The 24,255-nt window shown below is 68.1% G+C and carries 18 protein-coding genes, 1 tRNA gene and 1 pseudogene; 10 read left to right on the forward strand and 10 right to left on the reverse strand.

Features of this window, described 5'->3' with window-relative positions:
- Nucleotides 1–12 precede the first annotated feature (12 nt).
- From D3H54_RS26335 to D3H54_RS26345, 3 genes are all read right to left on the reverse strand, one after another.
- Nucleotides 13–384, reverse strand: coding sequence for a SpoIIAA family protein (locus D3H54_RS26335; RefSeq protein ID WP_149382565.1), 372 nt, complete (start codon nt 382–384; stop codon nt 13–15).
- Nucleotides 385–409: 25 nt separating this feature from the next.
- Nucleotides 410–820 carry a hypothetical protein gene (locus tag D3H54_RS26340; protein WP_149382567.1) on the reverse strand — a complete coding sequence of 137 codons (411 nt, stop codon included), beginning with the start codon at nt 818–820 and terminating at the stop codon, nt 410–412.
- Between the two features lie 81 nt (nt 821–901).
- Nucleotides 902–1,870, reverse strand: coding sequence for a TerC family protein (locus D3H54_RS26345; RefSeq protein WP_149382569.1), 969 nt, complete (start codon nt 1,868–1,870; stop codon nt 902–904).
- Nucleotides 1,871–2,080: 210 nt separating this feature from the next.
- Here D3H54_RS26345 and D3H54_RS26350 point away from each other — a divergent pair, with 210 nt between their 5' ends.
- From D3H54_RS26350 to D3H54_RS26370, 5 genes are read left to right on the forward strand one after another with little or no spacing between them, the layout of a single operon-like run.
- On the forward strand, nt 2,081–6,016 hold the full coding sequence (locus D3H54_RS26350; protein ID WP_149382571.1) for a Pls/PosA family non-ribosomal peptide synthetase: 3,936 nt from the start codon (nt 2,081–2,083) through the stop codon (nt 6,014–6,016).
- The gene (locus tag D3H54_RS26355) at nt 6,013–7,350 is read left to right on the forward strand and encodes a M1 family metallopeptidase (protein ID WP_149382573.1); all 1,338 of its coding nucleotides are present in this window, start codon (nt 6,013–6,015) and stop codon (nt 7,348–7,350) included. Before D3H54_RS26350 ends, D3H54_RS26355 begins: the two co-directional genes overlap by 4 nt.
- Nucleotides 7,347–8,633 carry a polysaccharide biosynthesis protein gene (locus tag D3H54_RS26360; protein WP_432246416.1) on the forward strand — a complete coding sequence of 429 codons (1,287 nt, stop codon included), beginning with the start codon at nt 7,347–7,349 and terminating at the stop codon, nt 8,631–8,633. The genes D3H54_RS26355 and D3H54_RS26360 overlap by 4 nt, the downstream gene beginning before the upstream one ends.
- 25 nt (nt 8,634–8,658) lie before the next feature.
- On the forward strand, nt 8,659–9,360 hold the full coding sequence (gene ppgS / locus D3H54_RS26365) for a polyprenyl-phospho-N-acetylgalactosaminyl synthase PpgS (RefSeq protein ID WP_149383752.1): 702 nt from the start codon (nt 8,659–8,661) through the stop codon (nt 9,358–9,360).
- A complete protein-coding gene (locus D3H54_RS26370; protein WP_149382574.1) occupies nt 9,357–9,695 on the forward strand; it encodes a DUF2304 domain-containing protein in 339 nt (112 codons plus the stop codon). Before ppgS ends, D3H54_RS26370 begins: the two co-directional genes overlap by 4 nt.
- Here the strand turns inward: D3H54_RS26370 and D3H54_RS26375 are convergent.
- A complete protein-coding gene (locus D3H54_RS26375) occupies nt 9,692–10,624 on the reverse strand; it encodes an NAD-dependent epimerase/dehydratase family protein (RefSeq protein WP_149382576.1) in 933 nt (310 codons plus the stop codon). The two genes, D3H54_RS26370 and D3H54_RS26375, sit on opposite strands and share 4 nt — an antisense overlap.
- Nucleotides 10,625–10,662: 38 nt before the next feature.
- On the opposite strand from D3H54_RS26375, the gene D3H54_RS26380 reads away from it, so the two are divergent.
- Nucleotides 10,663–12,453 carry a hypothetical protein gene (locus D3H54_RS26380; protein ID WP_149382578.1) on the forward strand — a complete coding sequence of 597 codons (1,791 nt, stop codon included), beginning with the start codon at nt 10,663–10,665 and terminating at the stop codon, nt 12,451–12,453.
- Nucleotides 12,454–12,625: 172 nt separating this feature from the next.
- Nucleotides 12,626–12,993: pseudogene (locus D3H54_RS26390) on the forward strand (carboxymuconolactone decarboxylase family protein).
- A gap of 94 nt (nt 12,994–13,087) precedes the next feature.
- Here the strand turns inward: D3H54_RS26390 and D3H54_RS26395 are convergent.
- Nucleotides 13,088–13,163: transfer RNA gene (locus D3H54_RS26395), tRNA-Thr, on the reverse strand.
- A gap of 23 nt (nt 13,164–13,186) precedes the next feature.
- Nucleotides 13,187–14,401 carry a DNA polymerase III subunit delta' gene (locus D3H54_RS26400; protein ID WP_149382580.1) on the reverse strand — a complete coding sequence of 405 codons (1,215 nt, stop codon included), beginning with the start codon at nt 14,399–14,401 and terminating at the stop codon, nt 13,187–13,189.
- Nucleotides 14,402–14,473: 72 nt separating this feature from the next.
- Here D3H54_RS26400 and D3H54_RS26405 point away from each other — a divergent pair, with 72 nt between their 5' ends.
- A complete protein-coding gene (locus D3H54_RS26405) occupies nt 14,474–16,096 on the forward strand; it encodes an adenylate/guanylate cyclase domain-containing protein (protein WP_210419771.1) in 1,623 nt (540 codons plus the stop codon).
- Here D3H54_RS26405 and topA read toward each other — a convergent pair.
- From topA to D3H54_RS26420, 3 genes are all read right to left on the reverse strand, one after another.
- Entirely contained in the window at nt 16,093–18,897 is a 2,805-nt protein-coding gene (topA, locus tag D3H54_RS26410) for a type I DNA topoisomerase (protein ID WP_149382584.1), read from the reverse strand. The two genes, D3H54_RS26405 and topA, sit on opposite strands and share 4 nt — an antisense overlap.
- Before the next feature lie 113 nt (nt 18,898–19,010).
- Nucleotides 19,011–19,589 carry a hypothetical protein gene (locus tag D3H54_RS26415; RefSeq protein WP_149382586.1) on the reverse strand — a complete coding sequence of 193 codons (579 nt, stop codon included), beginning with the start codon at nt 19,587–19,589 and terminating at the stop codon, nt 19,011–19,013.
- 156 nt (nt 19,590–19,745) lie between these two features.
- A complete protein-coding gene (locus D3H54_RS26420) occupies nt 19,746–19,949 on the reverse strand; it encodes a cold-shock protein (RefSeq protein ID WP_005138711.1) in 204 nt (67 codons plus the stop codon).
- A gap of 289 nt (nt 19,950–20,238) precedes the next feature.
- Between D3H54_RS26420 and D3H54_RS26425 the strand changes: the two genes are divergently transcribed.
- Both D3H54_RS26425 and D3H54_RS26430 read left to right on the forward strand, forming a co-directional pair.
- Nucleotides 20,239–22,566: a DEAD/DEAH box helicase gene (locus tag D3H54_RS26425; protein WP_149382588.1), complete on the forward strand. Its 2,328-nt coding sequence runs from the start codon at nt 20,239–20,241 to the stop codon at nt 22,564–22,566.
- Between the two features lie 309 nt (nt 22,567–22,875).
- Entirely contained in the window at nt 22,876–23,901 is a 1,026-nt protein-coding gene (locus tag D3H54_RS26430; protein ID WP_149382590.1) for a PAS domain-containing protein, read from the forward strand.
- Nucleotides 23,902–23,919: 18 nt separating this feature from the next.
- On the opposite strand, the gene D3H54_RS26435 is transcribed toward D3H54_RS26430, so the two are convergent.
- Nucleotides 23,920–24,246, reverse strand: coding sequence for an Rv3654c family TadE-like protein (locus tag D3H54_RS26435; protein ID WP_286199005.1), 327 nt, complete (start codon nt 24,244–24,246; stop codon nt 23,920–23,922).
- Between the last annotated feature and the right edge of the window lie 9 nt (nt 24,247–24,255).

Here is a 24,255-nt window from a genome sequence, read left to right on the forward strand (position 1 = left end):
CTGAATCTGGTGCTAGCCGGCCGCCCACTGCTTGGCCTGCTCGAGCTCGTCGAGGCCGAACACCGCGACGTCACCGGGCATCAGCCAGCCCACCGCGTGAATGGTGTGGACCACCCACTCCTTGTCGCTGACCACCGCGATGCGCTTGAAGGCGCCGTGCCGAGTGAACAGCGTGCCCAACCCGAGTTTGAGGTCTTCGACCAGACCGCCGGGCCCGAACCCTTCATAGTCGGAGTCGATGACTTCGACGATCCGGATGTCGCCATCGGGCTTCATCAGGTCGTCCATCGCCGGCTTGAACGCCTTGAGGTCTTCGCCGCTCACCCGGCCGGACACCCGAAGGCCCGTCACACCCTCAGGCATATCGGAAAGGACTTCGATCATCGGTTCAGCGTAGAACCGCGCCCGCTCAGGCGGCCGAGATTCGCAACCGATCCTGGATGCTGCTCAGGGCGGCCCGCGCCCGGGGACGCAGATCGTCGGCGGTTCCGACCGGGATGAGCGTGACCCCGTCGGCGACCCCGGCCACGTACAGGTCGGCAACCAGCCCGGCCAGCCCGTCGACGGTCCCGGCGTAGCGAACCCCGTCGGCGCCGCCGTGGTCGGCAATCGCGGCCATCGCGGTGCGCGGGTCGTCGGCAACCGACACCGCCAGATCGAGCACCACGGCGACGTCGGTGGGCAGTCTGCGCCGCCGTCGTGCCGCTTCTTGCAGGTCCGGGGCGCTCAGCCGGATGACCGGACGCTGGCCCGCGGCGACCTCGGTCAATTCCGTCCAGGCACCGTCGGTCTCGGCGAGGAACACCCGTAACTCCGGCATGTCGGCCACGCTAAAGACACCAGGGAGCACCGGCAATGGTTCCATTCAGCCGGACCCGAACTCCGGTGCCGGCGGCCTTTGTCAGCGTTTGTCGACCACCCGGGTCTTGATCAGGCTGGCGACCATGGTCAGGAACAGCGTCAGGATGATCACCGCCAGACTCAGCAGTGTCGGGATCTGCGGGACGGCGACGTGTTCGCCCCCGTTGATGAATGGCAGCTCGTTTTCGTGCAGGGCGTGCAGCACCAGCTTGACGCCGATGAAGAACAGGATGAAGGCCAGGCCCTGCGACAGGTACACCAGGCGGTTGAGCAGATCACCCAGCAGGAAGTAGAGCTGGCGTAGTCCCATCAGCGCGAACAGGTTTGCGGTGAACACGATGTAGGGCTCGCGGGTCAGGCCATAGATCGCCGGGATGGAATCCAGGGCGAACAGCAGATCGGTGGTGCCCAACGCGACGATGACCAGAAACATCGGCGTCATCAGGCGCTTGCCGCCCTCTTTGACGTACAGCTTCAGGCCGTCCCATTTGTCGGTGCTCGGCACGTATTTGCGGGCCAGGCGCACCACGGTGTTCTCGGCATCGTCGTCGTGCTCGGTGTCGCGGACCAGCCGGATCGCGGTGTACAGCAGGAATGCGCCGAAAATATAGAAGATCCACGAAAACTGTTGAATGGCAACGGCACCCAGCGCAATGAAGATGCCGCGGAAGATCAATGCCAGGACGATGCCGATCAGAAGTGCCTCTTGCTGATAGATCTTCGGCACTTTGAAGCTGGCCATGATGATGATGAAGATGAACAGGTTGTCCACCGACAGGCTGTACTCGGTGAGCCAGCCCGCGTAGAACTCCAGGCCGAACTGACCGCCGTGGAAGTTCCACACCCACAGGCCGAAAGCGATGGCCAGGCCGATGTAGAACGACAGATAGATGCCGCACTCACGCATCGTGGGTTCGTGCGGGCGACGCGCGATGAAGATCACGTCGAACAGGAGCACCGCGACCGTCACGCCGATGGTGATGAACCATTCGAGCGGTGTCACATTCATAAAAACGACCTCCGGGCGTCACAAAACGTCCGAGGTCTCTTCCGCCGAGCAAAGCTCGGCCCGCGGCACCGGACGACCAACGTTGGCCGCCGTGGTGACGACACCGCGACGAAGGAATACTCCCCTCTGCCAGCAGTGTGTCAGGTCGGCGCACCCAGCAGCAAACCGAACGAACGATCGCCTCGGCCACCGGCCGCGTCCGGCACCGCGATGTCGACGAGGCGGCCTAGGATCCTCGTCGTGGCGACGCCGGAAATTCCCCCGCAATATCTGCTGTCGGAGCAGGCACCGGCCCCCCGCACCCTCATCGACATCCTCTACGACACCGCCAATCGGTACCCCGACGCCGCCGCCATAGACGACGGCACGGTGCAGCTGACCTACGCCGAGCTGATCGCCGACATCGAGGAGAGCGTCGAGTGGCTGGCCGCCCGCGGCATCGGCCGCGGCGACCGGATCGGCATCCGGATGCCGTCCGGAAGTTACGCCCTCTACGTGGCCATCCTCTCCACGCTGGCCGCCGGGGCGGCCTACGTCCCGGTCGACGCCGACGATCCCGACGAGCGCGCCGAGCTGGTGTTCAACGAGGCCGGCGTGGTCGCCATCATCACCGAGGCCGGACTGACCCGCGGGCCGGGTTCGTCGCGCGGATGGCGGGCGACGGCGCCACTGGGTCGCGACGACGCGTGGATCATCTTCACCTCGGGATCCACCGGAACCCCCAAAGGGGTCGCCGTCACCCATCGCAACGCGGCGGCATTTGTCGACGCCGAGGCGCGAATGTTCCTGCAGAGCAACCCGATCGGACCCGCTGACCGGGTGCTGGCCGGTTTGTCGGTGGCGTTCGACGCCTCCTGCGAAGAGATGTGGCTGGCCTGGCGGTACGGCGCGTGTCTGGTGCCTGCGCCCCGCGCCCTGGTGCGCAGCGGCATGGACCTCGGGCCGTGGCTGGTGGCGCGGGACATCACCGTGGTGTCGACGGTGCCCACGCTGGCGTCGCTGTGGCCGGCCGAGGCGCTGGAAGCGGTGCGGCTGCTGATCTTCGGCGGCGAGGCATGCCCGCCCGAGCTGGCCGAACGGCTCGCGGTCGAAGGCCGCGAGGTGTGGAACACCTACGGACCGACCGAAGCAACCGTGGTGGCCAGCGCCGCCCGCCTCGACGGGCGCAGTCCGGTCAGCATCGGGCGGCCGCTGCCGGGCTGGGACCTGGCGGTGGTCGACCCCAACGGCCTCCCCGTCGCTCTCGGTGAGGTGGGCGAGCTGGTGATCGGCGGAGTCGGCCTGGCCCGCTACCTGGATCCGGAGAAGGACGCCGAGAAGTACGCGCCGATGCCGTCGCTGCAGTGGGCGCGGGCCTACCGCAGCGGCGACCTCGTCCGGCTGGAAGCGGACGGACTGTACTTCCAGGGTCGCGCCGACGATCAGGTCAAGGTCGGCGGACGCCGCATCGAACTCGGCGAGGTCGACTCGGCACTGGTGAACCTGCCCGGCGTCAGCGGCGCCGCCGCGGCGGTGCGCCGCACCGCCAGCGGCACTCCGATGCTCGTCGGCTACATCGCCAGCGCCAACCCCGATTTCGACCTCGCGGCGGCCCGTACCCACCTGGCCGAGGCCCTGCCCGCCGCGCTCGTGCCGCGGCTGGTGCTGCTCGAAGAGCTGCCGACCCGAACCTCGGGCAAGGTCGACCGCAACGCGCTGCCGTGGCCGCCGCCGGGCTATCAGGACTCCGAACCCGACCTGGGCGGCACCATGGGCTGGCTGGCCGGGCTGTGGCGCGACGTCCTGGGCGCCGTGGTGGACGGCCCGGAGGCGGACTTCTTCGCCCTCGGCGGCGGCTCGCTGTCAGCGGCCCAGCTGGTGGCCGCGCTGCGCGAGCGCTACCCCCAGCTGACCGTCGCCCAGCTCTACGACCATCCCCGGCTGGGGTCGCTGGCCGAATTCCTCGAAGAGCAGAAGCCCCCGGCAGCGGTCACCCCGCGCCACGTCACGCCGACGCCGGTGTCGACGCAGGCGGCCCAGGTGTTGTTGTCGGTGCCGCTGGCCACCCTGACCGGGCTGCAGTGGGTGACGTGGCTGGCGCTGATCAACAACGTGGCCGCCGCGGTGCATCCGCTGCCCTGGCTGACGCCGGTCAACTGGTGGCTGGTGGTGGTGGCCTTCATCCTGTTCATCACCCCGATCGGCCGGATGGGCATCGCTGTGCTGGGCGCCCGGACCCTGCTGTCCGGGCTGGAGCCGGGCACCTATCGGCGGGGCGGATCAGAACACCTGCGGGTGTGGCTGGCCGAACGGCTGGCCGACGCCAGCGGCGCGGAGAACCTCGCGGGTGCGCCGTGGCTGGTGTACTACGCACGAGCGCTGGGTAACAAGATCGGCAAAGGCGTAGATCTGCATTCGGCGCCTCCGGTGACCGGCATGCTCACGCTCGGCCATCGGGTTTCCATCGAACCGGAGGTCGACCTGACCGGGCACTGGATCGACGGCGACCTCTTCCACGTCGGCCCGATCACCGTCGGCAACGACGCCAGCATCGGGGCACGCACCACGCTGTTCCCGGGTGCCGTCGTGGGAAAGAACGCCGACGTGGCGCCCGGCTCGGGCGTGGTCGGCAAGGTGAAGAACGGGCAGTACTGGAAGGGCTCCCCGGCGGTGAAATCCGGCAAGGCCCGTCATCCGTGGCCGGAGCACCGGCCGCCGCGCGCCGCCCTGTGGGTGGCCGTCTACGGGGTGACGTCCATGCTCCTCGGCGCGGTCCCGCTGCTGGCGCTGGCGATCGGATTGGGTGTGCTGGTCTGGCCGGCCCGGCACAGTGCGACGCTGGGTTCGGCGATGGCCGCGGCTGCGCCGTGGATTCCGGTGGCCGCGCTGGTCGCCCTGGTGGTCTACGCGGTGTTCACGGTCGTGGCGGTGCGGATTCTCGCGATCGGGCTGCGCGAGGGTTATCACCCGGTGCGCAGCCGGGTGGGCTGGCAGCTGTGGACCACCGAACGGCTGATGGACGCCGCCCGCAACTACCTGTTCCCCGTCTACGCCAGCCTGCTCACCCCGTGGTGGCTGCGGGCGCTCGGCGCGAAAGTCGGCCGCAACACCGAGATTTCGACCGCGCTGCTGACCCCGAAGTTCACCGTCGTGGAGGACGGCGCATTTCTGGCCGACGACACCATGGTGGCCTCCTACGAACTGGGCGGCGGCTGGATCCATGTTGCCAAGGCCACCGTCGGGAAGCGCGCGTTCCTGGGCAACTCCGGTATCACCCAACCGGGCCGGCGTGTGCCCGACGACGGTCTCGTCGCGGTGCTTTCGGCCGCCCCGCACAAGGCGAAGGCCGGGTCGTCGTGGCTGGGCAGTCCCCCGATCCGGTTGCGCCGCCGCGCCGACGAAGCCGACGCCTCACTGACGTTCAGCCCGCCGATGCGGTTGAAGGTGATGCGCGCCGCGGTCGAGACCTGCCGACTGTTCCCGGTGATCGTCACCTTCGCGATCGGTGTGGCGGTTCTGGCCGCGCTGCAGGCCTTGGCGCTCGAATTCGGCTACGCCGTCGCCGCGCTGGCCGGCGGGATCGTGCTGCTGATCGCGGGGGCTGTCGCAGGTGGAATAGCGGTGGCCGCCAAATGGCTTGTGGTGGGTCATATCCCGGCCGGTGAGCAGCCGCTCTGGTCGTCGTTCGTGTGGCGCAATGAGGTGTCGGACACGTTCGTGGAAACGGTGGCCGCGCCGTGGTTCGCCCGCGCCGCCAGCGGCACCCCCGTGATGAACCTCTGGCTGCGGGCGCTGGGCGCCAAGATCGGCCGAGGCGTGTGGTGCGAAACGTACTGGCTGCCGGAAGCCGACCTGGTGACGCTGCACCGCGCCAGCACGGTCAACCGCGGCTGCGTGGTGCAGACGCATCTGTTCCATGATCGGATCATGCGCATGGACACCGTCGTGCTCGACGAGGGTGCCACGCTCGGACCGCACTGCGTGGCGTTGCCCGCCGCCAAGCTCGGCGCCGGCGCCACCGTCGGCCCGGCCTCACTGGTGATGCGCGGCGACGAGGTACCGCCGTCGACCCGCTGGCAGGGCAATCCGATTGCGCCGTGGCTCATTTCGAGGAAGAAGACGCGCGACGACGCTCCCTCGCGCAAATCCGAGGACAGCGCCGCGTGAAACAGCCCGCCAAGAAGGCCGCCAAGAAAGGCGGCCCGCCCGTCATCGATCCGTACCTGCCGAACAACGGCAACTTCGGCTACCGAGTGTCGCGCTACGAGCTGGACCTCGAGTACAAGGTCGCGATCAACCGCCTGACCGGTACCGCCACCATCACAGCGGCGACGCTGGCGTCACTGAAGACGTTCACACTGGATCTGTCCGCCGCGCTGTCGGTGTCGAAGGTGACGGTCAACGGCCGTCGCCCATCCAATTTCTCCGCCTCCAACGGCAAGCTGCACATCACCCTGTCCACGCCGTTGCCTGCCGGTGCGGCGATGACGATCGGCGTGCGCTACGGCGGCAATCCCCGGCCGATCCGAAGTTATTGGGGTGAAGTCGGTTTCGAGGAGTTGTCCAACGGTGCGCTGGTGGCCGGACAGCCGAACGGCGCGGCGTCGTGGTTCCCGTGCGACGACCACCCGAGCGCCAAGGCCAGCTACCGGATCCAGATCAGCACCGACAGCCCCTACCGCGCGGTGGCCAACGGTGAACTGGTCTCGCGGCGGGTTCGGGCCGCACACACGGTGTGGACCTACGAGCAGCCGGAGCCGACGTCGACCTATCTGATCACCCTGCAGATCGGCATGTACGGCGCCCACAAACTGTCCAAGGCGCAGGTGCCGATGCAGGCGGTGCTGCCCGACCGGCTGCGTCACGAGTTCGATCAGGACTTCGGCCGTCAGCCGCAGATGATGAAGTTGTTCGTCAAGCTGTTCGGCCCGTACCCGCTGAGCAACGGCTACACCGTTGTGGTGACCGATGACGATCTGGAGATACCGCTTGAAGCACAAGGTATCTCGATCTTCGGCGCCAACCACTGCGACGGTAAGCGCGGCGCCGAACGGCTGATCGCCCACGAACTGGCCCACCAGTGGTTCGGCAACAGCGTGACCGCCCGGCGCTGGCGCGACATCTGGTTGCACGAGGGATTCGCCTGCTACGCCGAATGGTTGTGGTCGGAGAACTCCGGCGGACGCTCCGCCGACCAGTGGGCCCACCACTATCACGCCAAGTTGGCGTCGTCGCCGCAGAATCTGTTGCTCGCCGATCCCGGGCCGCGCGACATGTTCGACGACCGGGTCTACAAGCGCGGTGCGCTCACCCTGCACGTGCTGCGCGGCACCCTCGGCGACGAGAAGTTCTTTGCGCTGCTGCGTGATTGGACCAACCGGCACCAGCACAGCACGGTGGTGACCGACGACTTCACCGGCCTTGCCGCCAACTACGCCGACGTCTCGCTGCGTCCGTTGTGGGATGCCTGGCTGTATTCCACCGAGGTGCCGCGGCTGTGACCGACGCGGGTGCCTCATTCGAGGCGCTGAGCGCCACCGGTGCCGACCAGATCAGCGGCACCGGGGCGATCTCCCGCAGCAGTGTGGCCAGAGTCGGTGCGGCCACGGCGATCTCGGCGGTATGCGGATACGCGGTCCTCTACCTGGCCGCCCGCGCCCTGGACCCGGCCGGCTTCTCGGTGTTCGGGGTGTTCTGGGGCGCGTTCGGATTGGTCGGCGGCGCCGCGTACGGGCTGCTGCAGGAGGCCACCCGCGAAGTCCGCACCGCGGGTTATGTCGAGATCGCGGAGGGACCCCGCACGCACCCGATGCGGATCGCGACGGCGGTCGGGGTGGTCTCCGCCCTTGTCATGGCGGGCACCTCGGTCTTGTGGGCACCGCACGTGTTCAGCGTGTCCCGGCCGCTGTCGGTGGTGCTGCTGAGCGTGGGCTTGGCCGGATTCTGCATTCACGCAACACTTTTGGGTCTGCTCGCCGGCACAGGCCGATGGGGTGGCTACGGGGCGCTGATGGTCACCGACGCCATCATGCGGGTGGTCGTCGCGGTGGCGGCGTTCGCGGTGGGCTGGGGGCTGGACGGCTTCTTGTGGGCGACGGTCGCCGGTGCGATCGGATGGCTGCTGCTGCTGTCGGTGTCACCGGGTGCGCGGACCGCGGCGAAGTTGCGCACCCCCGGCAGTACCGCGACCTTCCTGCGCGGGGCCGGACACTCGATCGCAGCCGCCGGCGCCAGCGCCATCCTTGTGATGGGCTTCCCGGTGCTGCTGAAAGCGACCTCCGGCGGTGACCTCGGGGCGGCCGGCGGCGTGGTGATCCTGGCGGTGACACTGACTCGTGCGCCGCTGCTGGTTCCGCTCACCGCGATGCAGGGCAACCTGATCGCACACTTCGTCGACCACCGCGGCCACCGACTCAAGGCGCTGATCGCCCCGGCGGCGGTGGTGCTGGTGCTCGGCGCCGTCGGGGTGGTGGCCGCCGGACTGCTCGGTCCGTGGCTGATCCGGGTGGCGTTCGGTGACGAGTACGGCCCGGGCGGACTGCTGCTGGCCTGGCTGACCGCTGGCGCCGTGGCGATCGCACTGTTGACCGTGACTGGGGCCGCGACGGTCGCCGCCGGCCTGCACCGGGCCTACTCGATTGGCTGGGTCGGGGCCACGGTCGTCTCCGCGGCCCTGCTGAGCCTGCCGATGGACCTGACCGATCGCACCGTGGTGGCCCTGCTGTGCGGACCGCTGGTCGGCATCGTCGTGCACCTGGCCGCGCTGGGCCGCGCCGCACGCTGAAGCCACGGTTCTCGACGTGTACCTTGTGGACATCGACACGTCCTACCCCGACGCCTGGATCATCGTGCCGGCGTTCAACGAGGCGCAGGTCATCGCCGACGTCATCGCGGACCTGCGCCAAGTCTTCGACCACGTGGTCTGCGTCGACGACGGCAGCAAGGACGACACCGCCGACATCGCCTGGCGGGCGGGCGCCCACGTGGTCCGCCACCCCGTCAATCTCGGGCAGGGCGCGGCCATCCAGACCGGCGTGGAATATGCCCGCCGCCAGCCCGGCGCGGCGGTGTTCGTCACCTTCGACGCCGACGGGCAGCACCGCGTCAAGGACGTCCTCGTCATGATGGAGCGGCTGGCCAAGGGCGATGTCGACATCGTGATCGGCACCCGCTTCGCCGGCACCACCGTCAGCCACACCCCGCCGTTGAAGCGGCTGATCCTGCGCGCGGCGGCCGTCCTGAGCCCCAGCAGCCACCGGCTGCACCTGACCGACTCGCACAACGGGCTTCGGGTGTTCAACAAGACCGTCGCCGACAACCTCAACCTGACGATGAACGGGATGAGCCACGCCGGGGAATTCATCACCCTGATCGTCGAAAACCATTGGCGGGTAACCGAAGAGCCCGTCGAAATCCTCTACACCGAGTACTCGATGTCCAAGGGTCAGCCGCTGCTGAACGGGGTGAACATCGTCTTCGACGGGTTCCTGCGCGGAAGGATGCGCCGATGAACTGGATCCAGGTCCTGCTGATCGCGGCGGTGATCGCACTGCTGGTGTACCTGCTGCGGTCCCGCACCAACGCCAAGGCCAAGGCCTGGGTCAAGGTCGGCTATGTGCTGTTCGTCGTGCTGGCGGTCTACGCCATCCTTCGCCCGGATGACACCACGGTGCTGGCCAACTTCCTCGGTGTCCGCCGCGGCGCCGACCTGATCACCTATGCGCTGATCATCGCGTTCGTGTTCACCACACTGAGCACGTATCTCCGGTTCAAGGAACTCGAACTGAAGTACGCCCGCCTGGCCCGCGCGGTCGCCCTCGAGAGTGCGCGCACCCCGGAGCGCTAGCCCCGGAAGTAGTCCACGGTGCGGGCGATGCCTTCTTCGAGGCGCACCCGCGGATGCCAGCCCAACACCATCTCGGCTTTGCGGACGTCCAGGCAGGACCGCTTCAGATCGCCGAGCCGCGCCGGGGCGAACTCCGGGTCGTCGGCCACCCCGATCACCTTGGCCACCACCGAATGCAGTTGCCGGTCGCTGGTCTCCACGCCAGTGCCGATATTGAACCGCTGCCCGCACCCGCCGGTTCCGGAGGCCCGGACGAAGGCGTCGACGACGTCGTCGACGAAGACGTAGTCGCGGGTGTTGGAGCCGTCACCGTAGACCCGGGTGGGTCGGCCGGCCAGCAACGCGTTGGCGAAGATCGCGACCACCCCGGCCTCGCCGTGCGGGTCCTGGCGCGGGCCATAGACATTCGACGGCGCGATGAACGAGCAGTCCATGCCGTAGAGGTGACGAAAGGTGTTGAGGTAGAGCTCGCCGGCCACCTTGCTGGCCGCATAGGGCGAAGCGGGGTCGACCGGGGTGGTCTCGTTGGTGGGAAAGTTCGTCGGCACGCCGTAGATCGATCCGCCCGAGGAGGTGTGGACGATCTTGCGGACGCCGGACCGCCTGGCCGCCTCGGCCAGCCGCACGGTGCCGACGACGTTGACCGCCGCGTCGAACTCCGGCTCCTCCACCGAGCGGCGCACATCGATCTGGGCGGCCAGGTGGTGGACGACCTCGGGCTTGTGCTTGTCGAACAGCCCGATCAGGTCTGCGCCGGCGATGTCGGCCTCGACGAACTCGAACCGCTCGCTGGTGCCCGCGGCCGCCAGGTTCGCGGTGCGACCCCGGCTCAGGTCGTCGAGCCCGACGACGGTGTGCCCGTCGGCGAGCAGGCGATCCACCAGCGTCGACCCGATGAAGCCAGCGGCCCCCGTGACCAGTACCTGCATGTCGGTCACCCTACCGACAGGTGAGTACAGTCGACGCGATGGCAGTTCCGACCCGGGTGGCGCGCATGCCACCGGTGGCTGCCGCGGCCGTCGCTCTCATCGCCGTCCAACTGGTGGTCCGCGCGATCCTGGCTTTCGGCGGCTACTTCTACTGGGATGACCTGATCCTGGTGGGCCGGGCCGGCACTCAGAACCTGCTGTCGACGTCGTATCTGTTCGACGATCACGACGGGCACGTCATGCCGGGCGCGTTCTTGGTGGCCGGGGTGATCACCCGGCTGGCCCCGCTGGTGTGGGCGTGGCCGGCGGCCAGTCTGGTGGTGTTGCAGCTACTGGTGTCGCTGTCGTTGCTGCGCGCGTTGCACGTGATTCTCGGCTGGCGACCGGTGCTGTTGATTCCGTTGACCTTTGCCTTGTTCACCCCGCTGGGTGTGCCGGGATTCGCGTGGTGGGCGGCGGCGCTGAACTCGTTACCGATGCTGGCCGCGATGGCCTGGGTGTGTGCCGACGCAATCCTGCTGGTGCGTACCGGGAATCGGCGGTATGCGATCACCGCGCTGCTGGTCTTCTTCGGTGGGCTGCTGTTCTTCGAGAAGGCGGCCGTCATCCCGTTCGTCGCGTTTGCGGTCGCCGCGCTGCTGTGTCATGTCACGGGTGGCACCGCCGCACTGCGCACGGTGTGGCAGCGTGGCATCGCGCTGTGGGCGCCCGCGCTGGCGTTGACGGCGGTGTGGGTGGCCGTCTATCTGACCGTCGTCGATCACCGCCGCTGGAGCTCGGACCTGGCGATGACGTGGGATCTGTTGTCCCGCTCGGTCACTCACGGGATCGTGCCGGGCCTGGCCGGCGGCCCGTGGGAGTGGCAGCGGTGGGCGCCGGCCTCGCCGTGGGCGGTGCCGCCGGTGTCGGTGATGATCCTGGGCTGGCTGGTGCTGGTCGCGGTCGCGGTGGTGTCACTGCTGCGCAAGCGGCGCGTCGGCGTGGTCTGGTTGGTGGCGGTCGGTTATGCGGTGGCCTGCCAGATCCCGATCTATCTACTGCGCTCCTCGAAGTTCACCGCCCTGGAACTGGCCCAGACCCTGCGGTACTTCCCCGATCTGGTGGTGGTGCTGACATTGCTTGCGGCAGTGGCGTTCTGTGCACCCAACCGCGACATCGGATGGCTGGATGCCTCGCGCGCCCGCACCGCGGTGGTCTCGGCGGTCGCGGTGGCTTTCGTGGCCAGCAGCCTGTACTCGACGTCGACGTTCCTGACGAGCTGGCGCGACAATCCCGCACAGCCGTACCTGCAGAACGCGATCCGTGCGCTGGCGCAGGCGCGGGCGTCGTCGTCGGCTCCACTGCTCGACCAGGAGGTCGACCCACTGGTGCTGCAGCGCGTCGCGTATCCGGAGAACCTGGCCAGTCACATGTTCGCACTCATTGACGATCGGCCCGAATTCGGCAGTTCCACAACGCAGTTGCGCATGCTCAACAGCAGCGGTCGGCTGGTGGATGCGATCGTCACCTGGACCCGCACGATCGTCGCGGGCCCGCAGCCGGGCTGCGGCTACTTCGTCCAGCCCGACGCGCCGGTCCGGATGCCCCTGGACGGACCGCTGCTGCCCGCGGACTGGACGGCCGAGATCAACTATCTTGCCAACAGCGACGGCTCGATGGTCATGTCGCTGAACGAGGGGCCCGAGACCAAGGTTCCCGTGCACCCGGGGCTGAACCGGGTCTTCGTCCGACTGCCGGGGGCCGGAGACGCGATCACGGTGCGGGCCTCGACCGCCGCGTTGTCGTTGTGCCTGGCGTCGGGCCCGGTCGGGTATCTGGCACCGCGCTGATCGCGGCCATGTGCCAAAGTAGTTTGCATGTCTAACTTGCGCGAGGATGGCCTACGTGTTTTCCGGGAGATGCTGCCCGGAACGCTGCCCGACGGCGACGTCGACTTCGGCGGCGGGTTCGCCCCCGCGCGGCCGGGGCGGGCGCGTGCGGGCGGGGGGGGGGGGGGGGGGCATGTCTAACTTGCGCGAGGATGGCCTACGTGTTTTCCGGGAGATGCTGCCCGGAACGCTGCCCGACGGCGACGTCGACTTCGGCGGCGGGTTCGCCCCGAACTGATGGATATCGGTGTCGAGAGCGTGTTCGGCCGGCTGTGGACCCGCGAGGGGCTCAGCCGCCGCGACCGAAGCCTGGTGACGCTGGGCATCCTGATCGCACTGCGGGCCACCGAGGAGATGGACGCACACTTCCGGATCGCCCGGCAGAACGGCCTGTCCGAGGAGGAACTGGCCGAGGTGATCTACCACGCCAGCGGCTACGCCGGTTTCCCGGCGGCGGCCACGGCCCGCACTGTCGCCGCCAAAGCGCTATCGCGCGATTGAGGACTCACGCGGTGAGGGACTTCGCCGACTGTGCGGACTCATCCGCACAACCCGGCGAGTCCCGTACGAAACCGCACAGTCGTGCGGATAAGAGTGGAGCCACCTAGGAGAATCGAACTCCTGACCTATTCATTACGAGTGAATTGCTCTACCGACTGAGCTAAGGTGGCGCGGCCTCGACCGAGCAGTGAGTCTACAGGTCCGAACGCAGTGCCTGACCCACGGTGGCCACCATCGCATCGACGGCGAATTTGGGCTTGACGTTGATCGCCAGCGCCTCACGACACTCGAGCACCGCTTCGATGCAGCGCAGCAGCCGCTCCGGCGACGCATGCGCCGCCAGAGCCGCCACCCGCTCGGCCATGTCGGGGTGATTCGGCGCCACCGAGCCCGCGCCGTTCGCCACCAGCAGGGCGTCCCGGAAGTACGTCGCCAGATCGATCAGCGCACGGTCGAGGGCATCGCGCGAGGCGCGAGTCTGCCGGGACTTCTGCCGCCGCTCGAGGTCCTTGATCGCACCCGCCGACCCGCGCAGGGTTCCCGCCGTCCCCTTCCCGGTCCCGCCGGCACCCAGCGCCGTGCGCAGTTCGTCCGCCTCGGCCTCGTCACGGCCCACATTCAGGGCCTTGGCCTCGGCCTCCGCGGTGGCCACCAGCTCTTCGGCGGCCGCATAGGCGCGCGACGGCGTGGCGGCGTCGCGGGCCAGGCTCAGCGCACGGGACCGGCGCTCGCGGGCGTCGGGATCGGTGGCCAGCCGTCGGGCCCGACCGACATGCCCTCCACTGATCGACGCCGCCCACTGCGCTTCCTCGGCGGACAGGCCGTCGCGGTCGATCAGCACCTGTGCGATCGCCCCGGCCGGCGGCGTCACCAGCGCCACATGCCGGCAGCGCGACCGCAGGGTGATCGCGATGTCCTCGGGGTCCACCGACGGCGCACACAGCAGGAACACCGTCGACGGCGGTGGTTCCTCCACCACCTTGAGCAATGCGTTGGCCGCACCCTCGGTGAGCCGGTCGGCGTCCTCCACCACGACGATCTGCCAGCGGCCGGTGCTGGGCCGCCGGGAAGCGATCTGGACGATGGCTCGCATCTCGTGGACCCCGATGGACAGCCCCTCGGGGATGATCCGCCGGACATCGCCATGGGTACCGGCCATCGTCGTCGTGCACGCCCGGCACTCCCCGCAACCGGGTGTGCCGTCGGCAGTGCACTGAAGGGCCGCCGCGAAGCACTGCGCCGCCACCGAGCGCCCTGATCCGGGCGGACCGGTGATCAGCCAGGCGTGTGTCATGGTGCCGATGGCGGCCACATCGTGAGCGGAATCACCCCGGGCGGCCCGAGCGGCACCGACCAGCTCCGCTTCCACGGCGCTTTGGCCCACCAACCGCGTGAAAACTCCGGACATCGCCTCAAACACTAGTGCGCAGCAACGACACAATCGCCGCCCACCGGGTTCTAGAGGTGCTGATCGGTCGCTCTGTACCGATACGGTGGGTTCGTGACCACCGCGCAACTCAGCCCGGAGCGGATCAATGGATTCGTCCGGTGGGTTGCGCGTACACCGTGGCCGGTGTTCACCCTGGGCATGCTGCAGGCCGACATCATCGGCGCCCTGCTGGTGCTGGGCTTCCTGCGGTTCGGGTTGCCGCCGTCGGACCGGGTCATGCTGCAGGACCTGCCGACGCTGAACCTGGTCATCTTCCTGAGCTACCTGTTCATTTCGTTCGCGGTGGGTGCCTTCGTCAGCCTCAAGCTGCTCGTTCCGGTGTTCCGCTGGCAACGCCGCGACGCCCTGCTGGCCGAGGACGATCCGGCCGCCACCGAGACGGCCCGGCTACGGGCGCTGCGGATGCCCATCTACCGCTCGGTGATCAGCATGACCAACTGGGTGCTGGGCGCGGTCGTGTTCATCGCCGCGAGCTGGCCGGTGGCCAGCCATGCCGCGCCGGTGCTGGCGGTGTCCACCCTGCTGGGCGCCACGGCCACCACGATCATCGGCTACCTGCAGTCCGAGCGCGTGCTGCGCCCGGTGGCGGTCGCCGCGCTGCGCGGCGGCGTGCCGGAGAAGTTCCACCGGCCGGGCGTCGTCCAGCGGCTGGTGCTGACCTGGCTGCTGTCCACCGGGGTGCCGCTGCTGGCGATCGTGCTGTCGGTCGTGGCCAGCAAGTTCTCGCTGCTGGCCGCGTCGGCCGACGCTCTGTTCACCCCGATCCTGCTGATGGCCGTCGCCGCGCTGGTGGTCGGGATGGCCGGCAACGTGCTGGCGGCCATGTCGATCGCCGATCCGCTGCGCCAGTTGCGCTGGGCGCTCGGGGAGGTCCAGCGCGGCAATTACAACGCGCACATGCAGATCTACGACGCCAGCGAGCTGGGCCTGCTGCAGGCCGGCTTCAACGACATGGTCCGCGATCTGAGCGAACGGCAGCGACTGCGCGACCTGTTCGGCCGCTACGTCGGTGAGGACGTCGCCAGGCGCGCCCTGGAGCGCGGCACCGAGCTCGGCGGCCAGGAGCGCGATGTCGCGGTGCTGTTCGTCGACCTGGTCGGCTCGACCCAGCTGGCCGCCTCACGTCCGCCCAGCGAGGTCGTGAGCATGCTCAACGAGTTCTTCCGGGTGGTCGTCGACACCGTCAAGAAGCACGGCGGCTTCGTCAACAAGTTCCAGGGCGACGCGGCGCTGTGCATCTTCGGCGCCCCGATCGAACACCCCGATGCCTCCGGTGCGGCGCTGGCCGCCTCCCGCGAATTGCACGACGAGCTGGTCGGCGTGCTGGGCCAGACCGAGTTCGGTATCGGCGTCTCGGCCGGGCGGGCGATCGCCGGGCATATCGGCGCGCAGGCCCGGTTCGAATACACCGTGATCGGCGACCCGGTCAACGAAGCCGCCCGACTGACGGAGCTGGCCAAATTGGAGAATGGCCACGTGCTGGCATCGGCGATCGCGGTCAGCGGCGCCCTGGATGCCGAGGCGCTGTGCTGGAACGTCGGCGAGATCGTCGAGCTGCGCGGCCGGCGTGCACCCACACAGCTGGCTCGCCCGATGAACCTTCTGCTGCCCAGCGAAACCCGCGGCGAAATCGCCACTGGCTCAAGCGGTTAGGCCTTCTTCGCAGCCTTTTTGGCCGGCGCCTTGCGCGTCGTCTTCTTCGCGGCAGCCTTCTTCTTGACCGGGCCACGAGCCCGGCGATCGGCGAGCAGCTCCGAAGCCCGCTCGTCGGTGATCGACAGGACGTCGTCGCCCTTGCGCAGGCTCGCGTTGGTCTCGCCGTCGGTGACGTACGGACCGAAGCGCCCGTCCTTGATCACCATCGGCTGACCCGACGCCTGATCGACACCGAGCTCACGCAGCGGCGGCGCCGCGGCGCCCTGGCGGCCACGGCGTTTGGGCTCGGAGTAGATCTTCAACGCCTCTTCGAGGGTGATCTCGAAGATCTGATCCTCGGTGGCCAGCGAGCGAGAGTCGGTGCCGCGCTTGAGGTATGGCCCGTAGCGGCCGTTCTGCGCGGTGATCTCCTCGCCGTTGGCGGGATCCACGCCGACCACCCGCGGCAGCGAGAGCAGCTTCAGAGCGTCCTCGAGGGTGATGGTCTGCAGATCCATCGAGCGCAGCAGGGAACCGGTGCGCGGCTTGGGGCCGGTCGGCTTCTTACCCTTCTTGGCACCCACGCCGGGATCATCGTCCGGCGGCGGGGGCAGCACCTCGGTGACATACGGGCCGTACCGCCCGTCTTTGGCCACGATCTCGTGGCCGGATTCCGGGTCCACGCCGAGTGATCGACCCTCTTGCGGTGTGGCGAAAAGGGTTTCGGCCATCTCGAGGGTCAGCTCGTCGGGGGTGATCTCGTCGTTGAGGTTGGCCCGTTGCGGTTTGGGCTCGCCGTCCTCGCCGGTGATCATCCGCTCCAGGTATGGGCCGTTCTTGCCCACCCGGACCACGATCGGACGGCCCTCTTCGTCATCAAAGAGCTTGATGGAGTTGACTTCTCGGGCATCGATACCTTCGAGGTTGACGCCCACCAGCTTCTTGAGGCCACCGGCACGGGCGATCGAATCCGCCACGCCGTGCTCACCGCCGAAGTAGAAGTTCGACAGCCAGTTGGTGCGCCGCTCCTGGCCGGTGGCGATCTCGTCGAGTTCGTCCTCCATGGCGGCGGTGAAGTCGTAATCCACCAGGCGGCCGAAGTGCTGTTCGAGCAGACCGGTCACCGCGAACGCCACCCAGGACGGCACCAGCGCGCTGCCCTTCTTGTGCACATAGCCGCGGTCCTGGATCGTCTTGATGATCGAGGAATACGTTGAGGGACGGCCGATTCCGAGTTCCTCGAGCGCCTTGATCAGCGACGCCTCGGTGTAGCGCGCCGGCGGGTTGGTGGTGTGCCCATCGGCGGTCAGGCCGGTCGCGTCCACCCGCTGACCCTGGCGCAGCTGCGGCAGGCGGCTCTCGGCGTCGTCCGCCTCACCGCCGGCCTGCTCGTCGACGGTCTCGACATAGGCCTTCAGGAAGCCGGCGAACGTGATGGTGCGGCCGCTGGCGGCGAACGTGACTTCCCGTCCGTCCGAAGATGTTCCGCCGATACGCAGGCTCAACGTGGTGCCGCGGGCATCGGCCATCTGCGAGGCGACCGTGCGTTGCCAGATCAGCTCATAGAGCCGGAACTCGTCGGTATCGAGTTCGCGATGAAGGGCCCCGGGGGTGGCGAAGACATCACCGGCGGGGCGGATCGCCTCGTGCGCCTCCTGCGCGTTCTTGACCTTGCGGGTGTACTGCCGCGGCGAGGGATGAACGTACTCGTCGCCGTAGAGCTGGCGCGCCTGATTACGCGCGGCATCGATCGCCGACTGCGACAGTGTCGTCGAGTCGGTACGCATATAGGTGATGTAGCCGTTCTCGTACAGCCGCTGCGCGATGCTCATCGTGCGCTCGGCAGAGAACCGCAGCTTGCGGCCCGCCTCCTGCTGCAACGTCGAGGTCATGAACGGCGGGTACGGCTTGCGGGTGTACGGCTTCTCCTCCACCGAGGCCACCGACAGGCTGGCGCCCCGCAAACCGGTGGCCAGCGAACCGGCCGCCGCCTCGTCGAGCACGACCACCTCATCGGGCTTGCGGATGACGCCGAGGGAGTCGAAGTCGCGGCCGGTGGCCACCCGCTTGCTGTCGACGTTGACCAACCGGGCGGTGAACCGCGGCGGCGCCGCGTTTGGGTCCGAGACGCTGGCGTCGAGCTCAGCGATGACATCCCAGTAGGAGGCGCTGCGGAAGGCCATCCGGTCGCGTTCGCGCTGCACGATGATGCGGGTGGCCACGGACTGCACCCGGCCCGCGGACAGCTTCGGGGCGACCTTCTTCCACAGCACCGGGCTGACTTCGTAGCCGTAGAGCCGGTCGAGGATGCGCCGGGTCTCCTGCGCGTCGACCAGATCGTTGTCGAGGTCGCGGGGGTTTTCGGCGGCCGCGCGGATGGCGGGCTCGGTGATCTCGTGGAAGACCATCCGCTTGACCGGGACGCGGGGCTTCAGCGTCTCCAGCAGGTGCCAGGCGATGGCCTCGCCCTCGCGGTCACCGTCGGTGGCCAGATAGAGCTCGTCGACGTCCTTGAGCAGGCCCTTGAGCTCGGTGACCGTGCTCTTCTTCTCCGGGCTGATGATGTAGAGCGGCTCGAAGTTGTCCTCGACGTTGACGCCTAGCCGCGCCCAGGGCTCGGCTTTGTACTTGGCGGGCACGTCGGCAGCGTTGCGCGGCAGGTCACGGATGTGCCCGCGGGACGACTCCACGATGTAGTTGGAGCCCAGATAACCGGCGATTTTGCGCGCCTTGGTGGGCGACTCGACGATGACGAGCCGCCGAACGGCGCCATTGCCCCGTCCGTCACCGCCGCTCCGGCGGTTTCCGTCGTCAGCCAACTGCCCTTACGCTCCACTTCTCTATGTCCCTCAGGTACCCCCAAACCCGCGGGCACCTGACAATTTCGCACTCTGGACCGGTCAACGCAAACCGACCCTCGCAGGGGAATCTCTCAGACTCGAGGCCACGCTGACAACGCCTCGCTCTGATTCGGGGGTTCCCCTACGTTCTCTACCAGGCGTGATAGCCGTCGACGGCCACTGATTCGCAGTGCCGGCCGGGCGCCTCGAGTGCCGATCAGCGTGGGTGCGATCCCCACCCGCATCAACGCCGACGCCAGTGGTGAATGAGTGTCGGGGGCGTGTGGGTCGAGTCCCAGTAGATAGCGGTCGGCTTCGGGAATGCCGGCTGCCAGCGTCCAGGCGCGCAGCTCCCGCGCTCCGGGCAGCCATTGCGGCGGCACCGTCTTGACGGCCCCTCTGGTCCATTCGGCGGCGATTCCGGCCAGCCGGGCGTCCACGGCGGTACGTACCAGCGGATTGTTCTCGTCAGTGCGGGTGATTTCGGCCGCGAGGCCGGTTTCGGTGATCATCTCGGCCAGCGCGTCGGCCCGCCACAGGTCGTCGACCACCACAGACAACCGTGCCCCACCGCCCACGACCACCACCTGTCCGGTGGTGGCGAGCAGCCCGGTGAGATCGGCGACCGCGGGCGGCACCGACTCAGCCGAGAAGAAGGACAGCTGGCTCACGAGTCGACAGTAAGGCAGTGGGAGACGAGCGGGACGTAGCAGAGCGGTACCACTGGCGGCGGGCGTGGCGAGCCCGGCGCGGGACACCCACCAACGAAAGCACCCCCGATGCCCGTCACCGGGACACTCGGGGGTGTTTCGTGATGTCGTTGTTGATCAGACGGCGCGAACGCCTGTGGCCTGTGGGCCCTTGGGGCTCTGACCGACCTCGAACTCGACCCGTTGGTTCTCCTCAAGGGTGCGGAAGCCCGACCCCTGAATTTCCGTGTAGTGGACGAACACGTCGGCAGAGCCGTCCTCGGGTGCAATGAACCCGAAACCCTTCTCGGCGTTGAACCACTTCACAGTTCCCTGTGGCATCTTTCGTACTTTCCTTCTCTTCCAACCGGGAGCGGCCGACCGAGTTTTCGGCAGACCGGGCCCGTTCCGACCGCCATCCTTCGTGGAGTCGCCGGAACTCACCCGACCTACAACCCTCGCAGGAACCGCGATCGCAACGTCGATCCTGCGAGTGTTGACACACGAACACAGAAGCTGCGACCGCCCTTATCCAATCACGTCCAGAGCTGTTGCGACAGTCTCAGTGCTACTAACTGATGAACAATTCGATACAGGGGTGCAGATCGCTTTTAGAAAGGGCTGATTTCAAATGGTGAGTTTCGGCAGCGAGCTGCTTAACGCGGCGGTCGCAGGTGCCGAATCATCGCCGGCTGCGCTGCTTCACGTCGCCGAGCTTCCCGCCCGCCAGGCGAACGGCGCAAAGTGGCCTGCCTGGGCTGATCCAGATGTGCTCCGCGCGTTCCATGATCACGGAATCGCCGAGCCGTGGTCGCATCAGGTGCAGGCCGCCGAGCTGGCGCACGCCGGCCGCCATGTCGTCATCAGCACGGGCACCGCATCGGGCAAGTCGCTGGCGTTCCAATTACCGATCATGGATGCGCTGGCGCGTGATCCGCGGGCCAGGGCACTTTATTTGTCACCCACCAAAGCGCTCGGCCACGACCAATTACGCTCCGCCCATTCTTTGACCACCGCGGTGGCCGCGCTGGCCGACGTCGCACCGACTTCCTACGACGGCGACACACCGGTCGAGGTGCGCAGATTCGCCCGCGAGAGGTCGCGCTGGTTGTTCTCCAACCCCGACATGATCCATCTGTCGTTGCTGCGCAACCATGCCCGGTGGGCGGTCTACCTACGCGGGTTGCGTTATATCGTCGTCGACGAATGCCATTACTACCGGGGCATTTTCGGGTCGAACGTGGCCATGGTGTTACGACGCCTGCTGCGGCTGTGTCAGCGCTATGCCCCGGCGTCCGGGCCGGGGCCGACGGTCATCTTCGCCAGCGCGACCACCGCAGCCCCCGGTGAGACCGCCGCCGAGTTGATCGGGCAGACCGTGACGGCGGTGACCGAGGACGGGTCACCGCACGGCGCGCGCACGGTGGCGCTGTGGGAGCCCGAACTGCGTACCGATATGACGGGCGAAAACGGTGCGCCGGTGCGCCGTTCGGCCGGCGCCGAGGCGGCTCGCATGATGGCCGATCTCGTTGCTGAGGGGGCCCGGACGTTGACGTTCGTCAGGTCGCGGCGCGGGGCGGAGCTGATCGCGCTCGGCGCCAGGGCCCGGCTGGAGGACATCGCCCCGCAGCTGCTCGACACCGTCGCGTCTTATCGGGCCGGGTACCTCGCCGAGGACCGCCGGGAATTGGAGCGCGCCCTCGCCGATGGCGAATTACGCGGGGTGGCCACCACGAATGCACTCGAGCTGGGTATCGATATCGCCGGGCTGGATGCCGTTCTGCTGGCGGGTTTTCCGGGTACGGTGGCGTCATTCTGGCAGCAGGCCGGCCGTTCGGGACGGCGCGGCCAGGGTGCACTTGTGGTGCTCGTTGCGCGTGACGACCCGTTGGACACCTACCTGGTGCACCATCCGGAGGCGTTGCTGGACAAGCCGGTTGAGCGGGTGGTCATCGACCCGACGAACCCCTACGTGGTCGGTCCGCAGCTGCTGTGCGCGGCGACGGAGATGCCCTTGGAAGATGCCGAGGTGCGGCAGTGGGAGGCCGAGCCGGTGGCAGCCGAACTGGTCGACGACGGGTTGCTGCGCCGGCGCGGCGGCAAGTACTTCCCCGCCGCGGGGCTGGATCCCCATCCGGCGGTGGACATCCGCGGTTCGGCCGGTGGCAGCATCGCGATCGTCGAGGCCGGGACAGGGCGGATGCTCGGCAGCGCGGACGCCGGCCAGGCGCCGGCGGCCGTTCACCCCGGTGCGGTGTATCTCCATCAGGGTGAGAGCTACCTCGTCGACTCGTTGAGCTTCTCCGACGGAGTGGCGTTCGTGCACGCCGAGGATCCCGGCTACACCACATTCGCCAGGGAGATCACCGACATCGCGGTGACCGGGACGGGCGAACGAGTGCACTACGGCCCGGTGACACTGGGTCTGGTGCCGGTGTCGGTCACACACCGGGTGATCGGCTATCTGCGCCGACGGTTGTCCGGCGAGGTGATCGACTTCGTCGAGCTGGACATGCCCGAGCACTGTCTGCCGACCACCGCGGTGATGTACACGATCACGCCGGAAGCGCTGGCGGAAAACGGGATTGAACAGCTGCGGATACCGGGTTCGTTGCACGCCGCCGAGCACGCCGCGATCGGGCTGCTGCCGCTGGTGGCCAGTTGCGACCGCGGCGATATCGGCGGCGTCTCCACCGCCATCGGCGCCGACGGCCTGCCCACGGTTTTCGTCTACGACGGGCATCCGGGTGGGGCCGGTTTCGCCGAGCGCGGCTATCGTCTGGCCGGCACGTGGCTGGGTGCCACCGCGGCCGCGATCGAGGCGTGCGAATGCCCGCAGGGCTGTCCGTCATGCGTGCAGTCGCCCAAGTGCGGCAACGGGAATGACCCGCTGGACAAGTCCGGTGCTGTTGCCGTCCTCAAGCTCGTTCTGGCACAGGTAAATGCAGGCGGTGCCTGACCGGCGTGCCGACTGACCCCTCGAACAGTCGACACCCACGATGCAAGCACGCGCCACGGTGATGGCGCTGCAGCCCACCCTTGTGGAGGAGTTGCGACAGCCTGACATCACTGCCCGCGGCGAACGGCCGGACAACGCGATCCGTTCCCATCCCGACAGGTCGGGTAGCCAAAAAATACCGAACCACGATTGCGGCCGCAAGATAATCGGCATCGCGGTGGTTTGCCGGACCAACTCATTGTTTTCCACCAGCGGATACCGGCCGTCCGCCCCAAGCTGGTCCCCAGCTGCTCTCGTTAAACTGCCTTCATGACGCCCGACTGGCTGCTGGTGGAAACACTCGGCACCGAACCGGTGGTCGTCGCGCAGGGCCGTCAGATGAAGAATTTGGTGCCCCTGGCCATTTATTTGCGGCGCAACCCGCATCTGGCCGCGATCCAGACCGCCATCGCCGAAACCGTGGCGACCGGCAACACCCTGGCCAGCATCACCCCGAAGAGCGACCGGGTGATCCGCACCGAGCCCGTCCAGATGTCCGACGGTCGGATGCACGGGGTGCATGTCTGGATCGGTCCCGCTGACGCGGAGCCGCCGGAGCGGCCGATACCGGGGCCGCTGAAATGGGACATGACTCTCGGGATCGCCACCGACACCGTCGAATCACTGGTGAACGCCGGGCTGGATCCCACCAAGGAGCCCACTCACGGCCGGGCCTTCGCCGAGGATCTGCCGTCGCGCAGCTTCAACCGCGACGAGGCCAAGGTGCTGGCCTTGGCGATCGATGCCGCGCCCGGCCGGACATACTGCACCACTTGGACTTTCACCGATAGTCAGGGCGAGACGATTCGGGCGGGCTTCGTGGCACGCACCGCTTCGGAGATGGCCGACGACGGCACCGAGCACCTCGTCGCCCGGGCGATGAACCTGCGCTGCGACCTCGACGAGGCCGCGCTGCCACCCGACCATCTGGCGCAACGCATTCTCGACGGGCTGTCGCAGCCGGGCGTCCACCGGGCCCTCGTCGACCTCAACACGTGGAAGCTGTTGAAGTGGCTCGACGATCCGTGCCCGCACTACGACTGGCGCCAGAGCGTCCAATTCCACCCCGACGACCGCGACTTGCTCATCCCGATGGCGGACGACTTTGCGACCGGTAACGCCAGCAGGGTGTTGCGGCTGCCCGGGGTGGACGGCGGCTGGGTGCCGATGCACGTCACCGTCAACCGCGTCGAGGTGGACAAGAACATCTTCGCGGGGCTGATCACCCTGCGTCTGCCCACCGCGGCGGAACTCTCCGCCGCCCGGCTCACCGCCAAGGGCACCTCCACCGGCTAGCCCGTGTCTGGTGCGCGGCTACCCCACATCGATGGGACCCGCCCGCGCCGCGGCGTGCGCACGGCTCCCGAGAAGCCGGCCCGTCGCGACATCGACATGGATGACGATGTCGAGTTCGTCGACGTCGCACCCACTCAGCGCCGTGCCCATCGCGCGGCTGACCGCGGCGGCCTGCCGGCACGCCGTCTCGGGTCCCTGGGGCAGCCACATGGCAGCGGCCAGCGCCGCCATGTCCGCGCCGGCCTGAGCGCGATGCCGTGCCACCACGGCGCTTCCGACCTGGACACCCGCCACGGTGATCGCCGCCACGGTGGCGATGAGCACCGCCGCCAGCACGGTCGCCACACCATGCTC

The organism is Mycobacterium sp. ELW1 (assembly GCF_008329905.1).
Lineage (GTDB): Bacteria > Actinomycetota > Actinomycetes > Mycobacteriales > Mycobacteriaceae > Mycobacterium.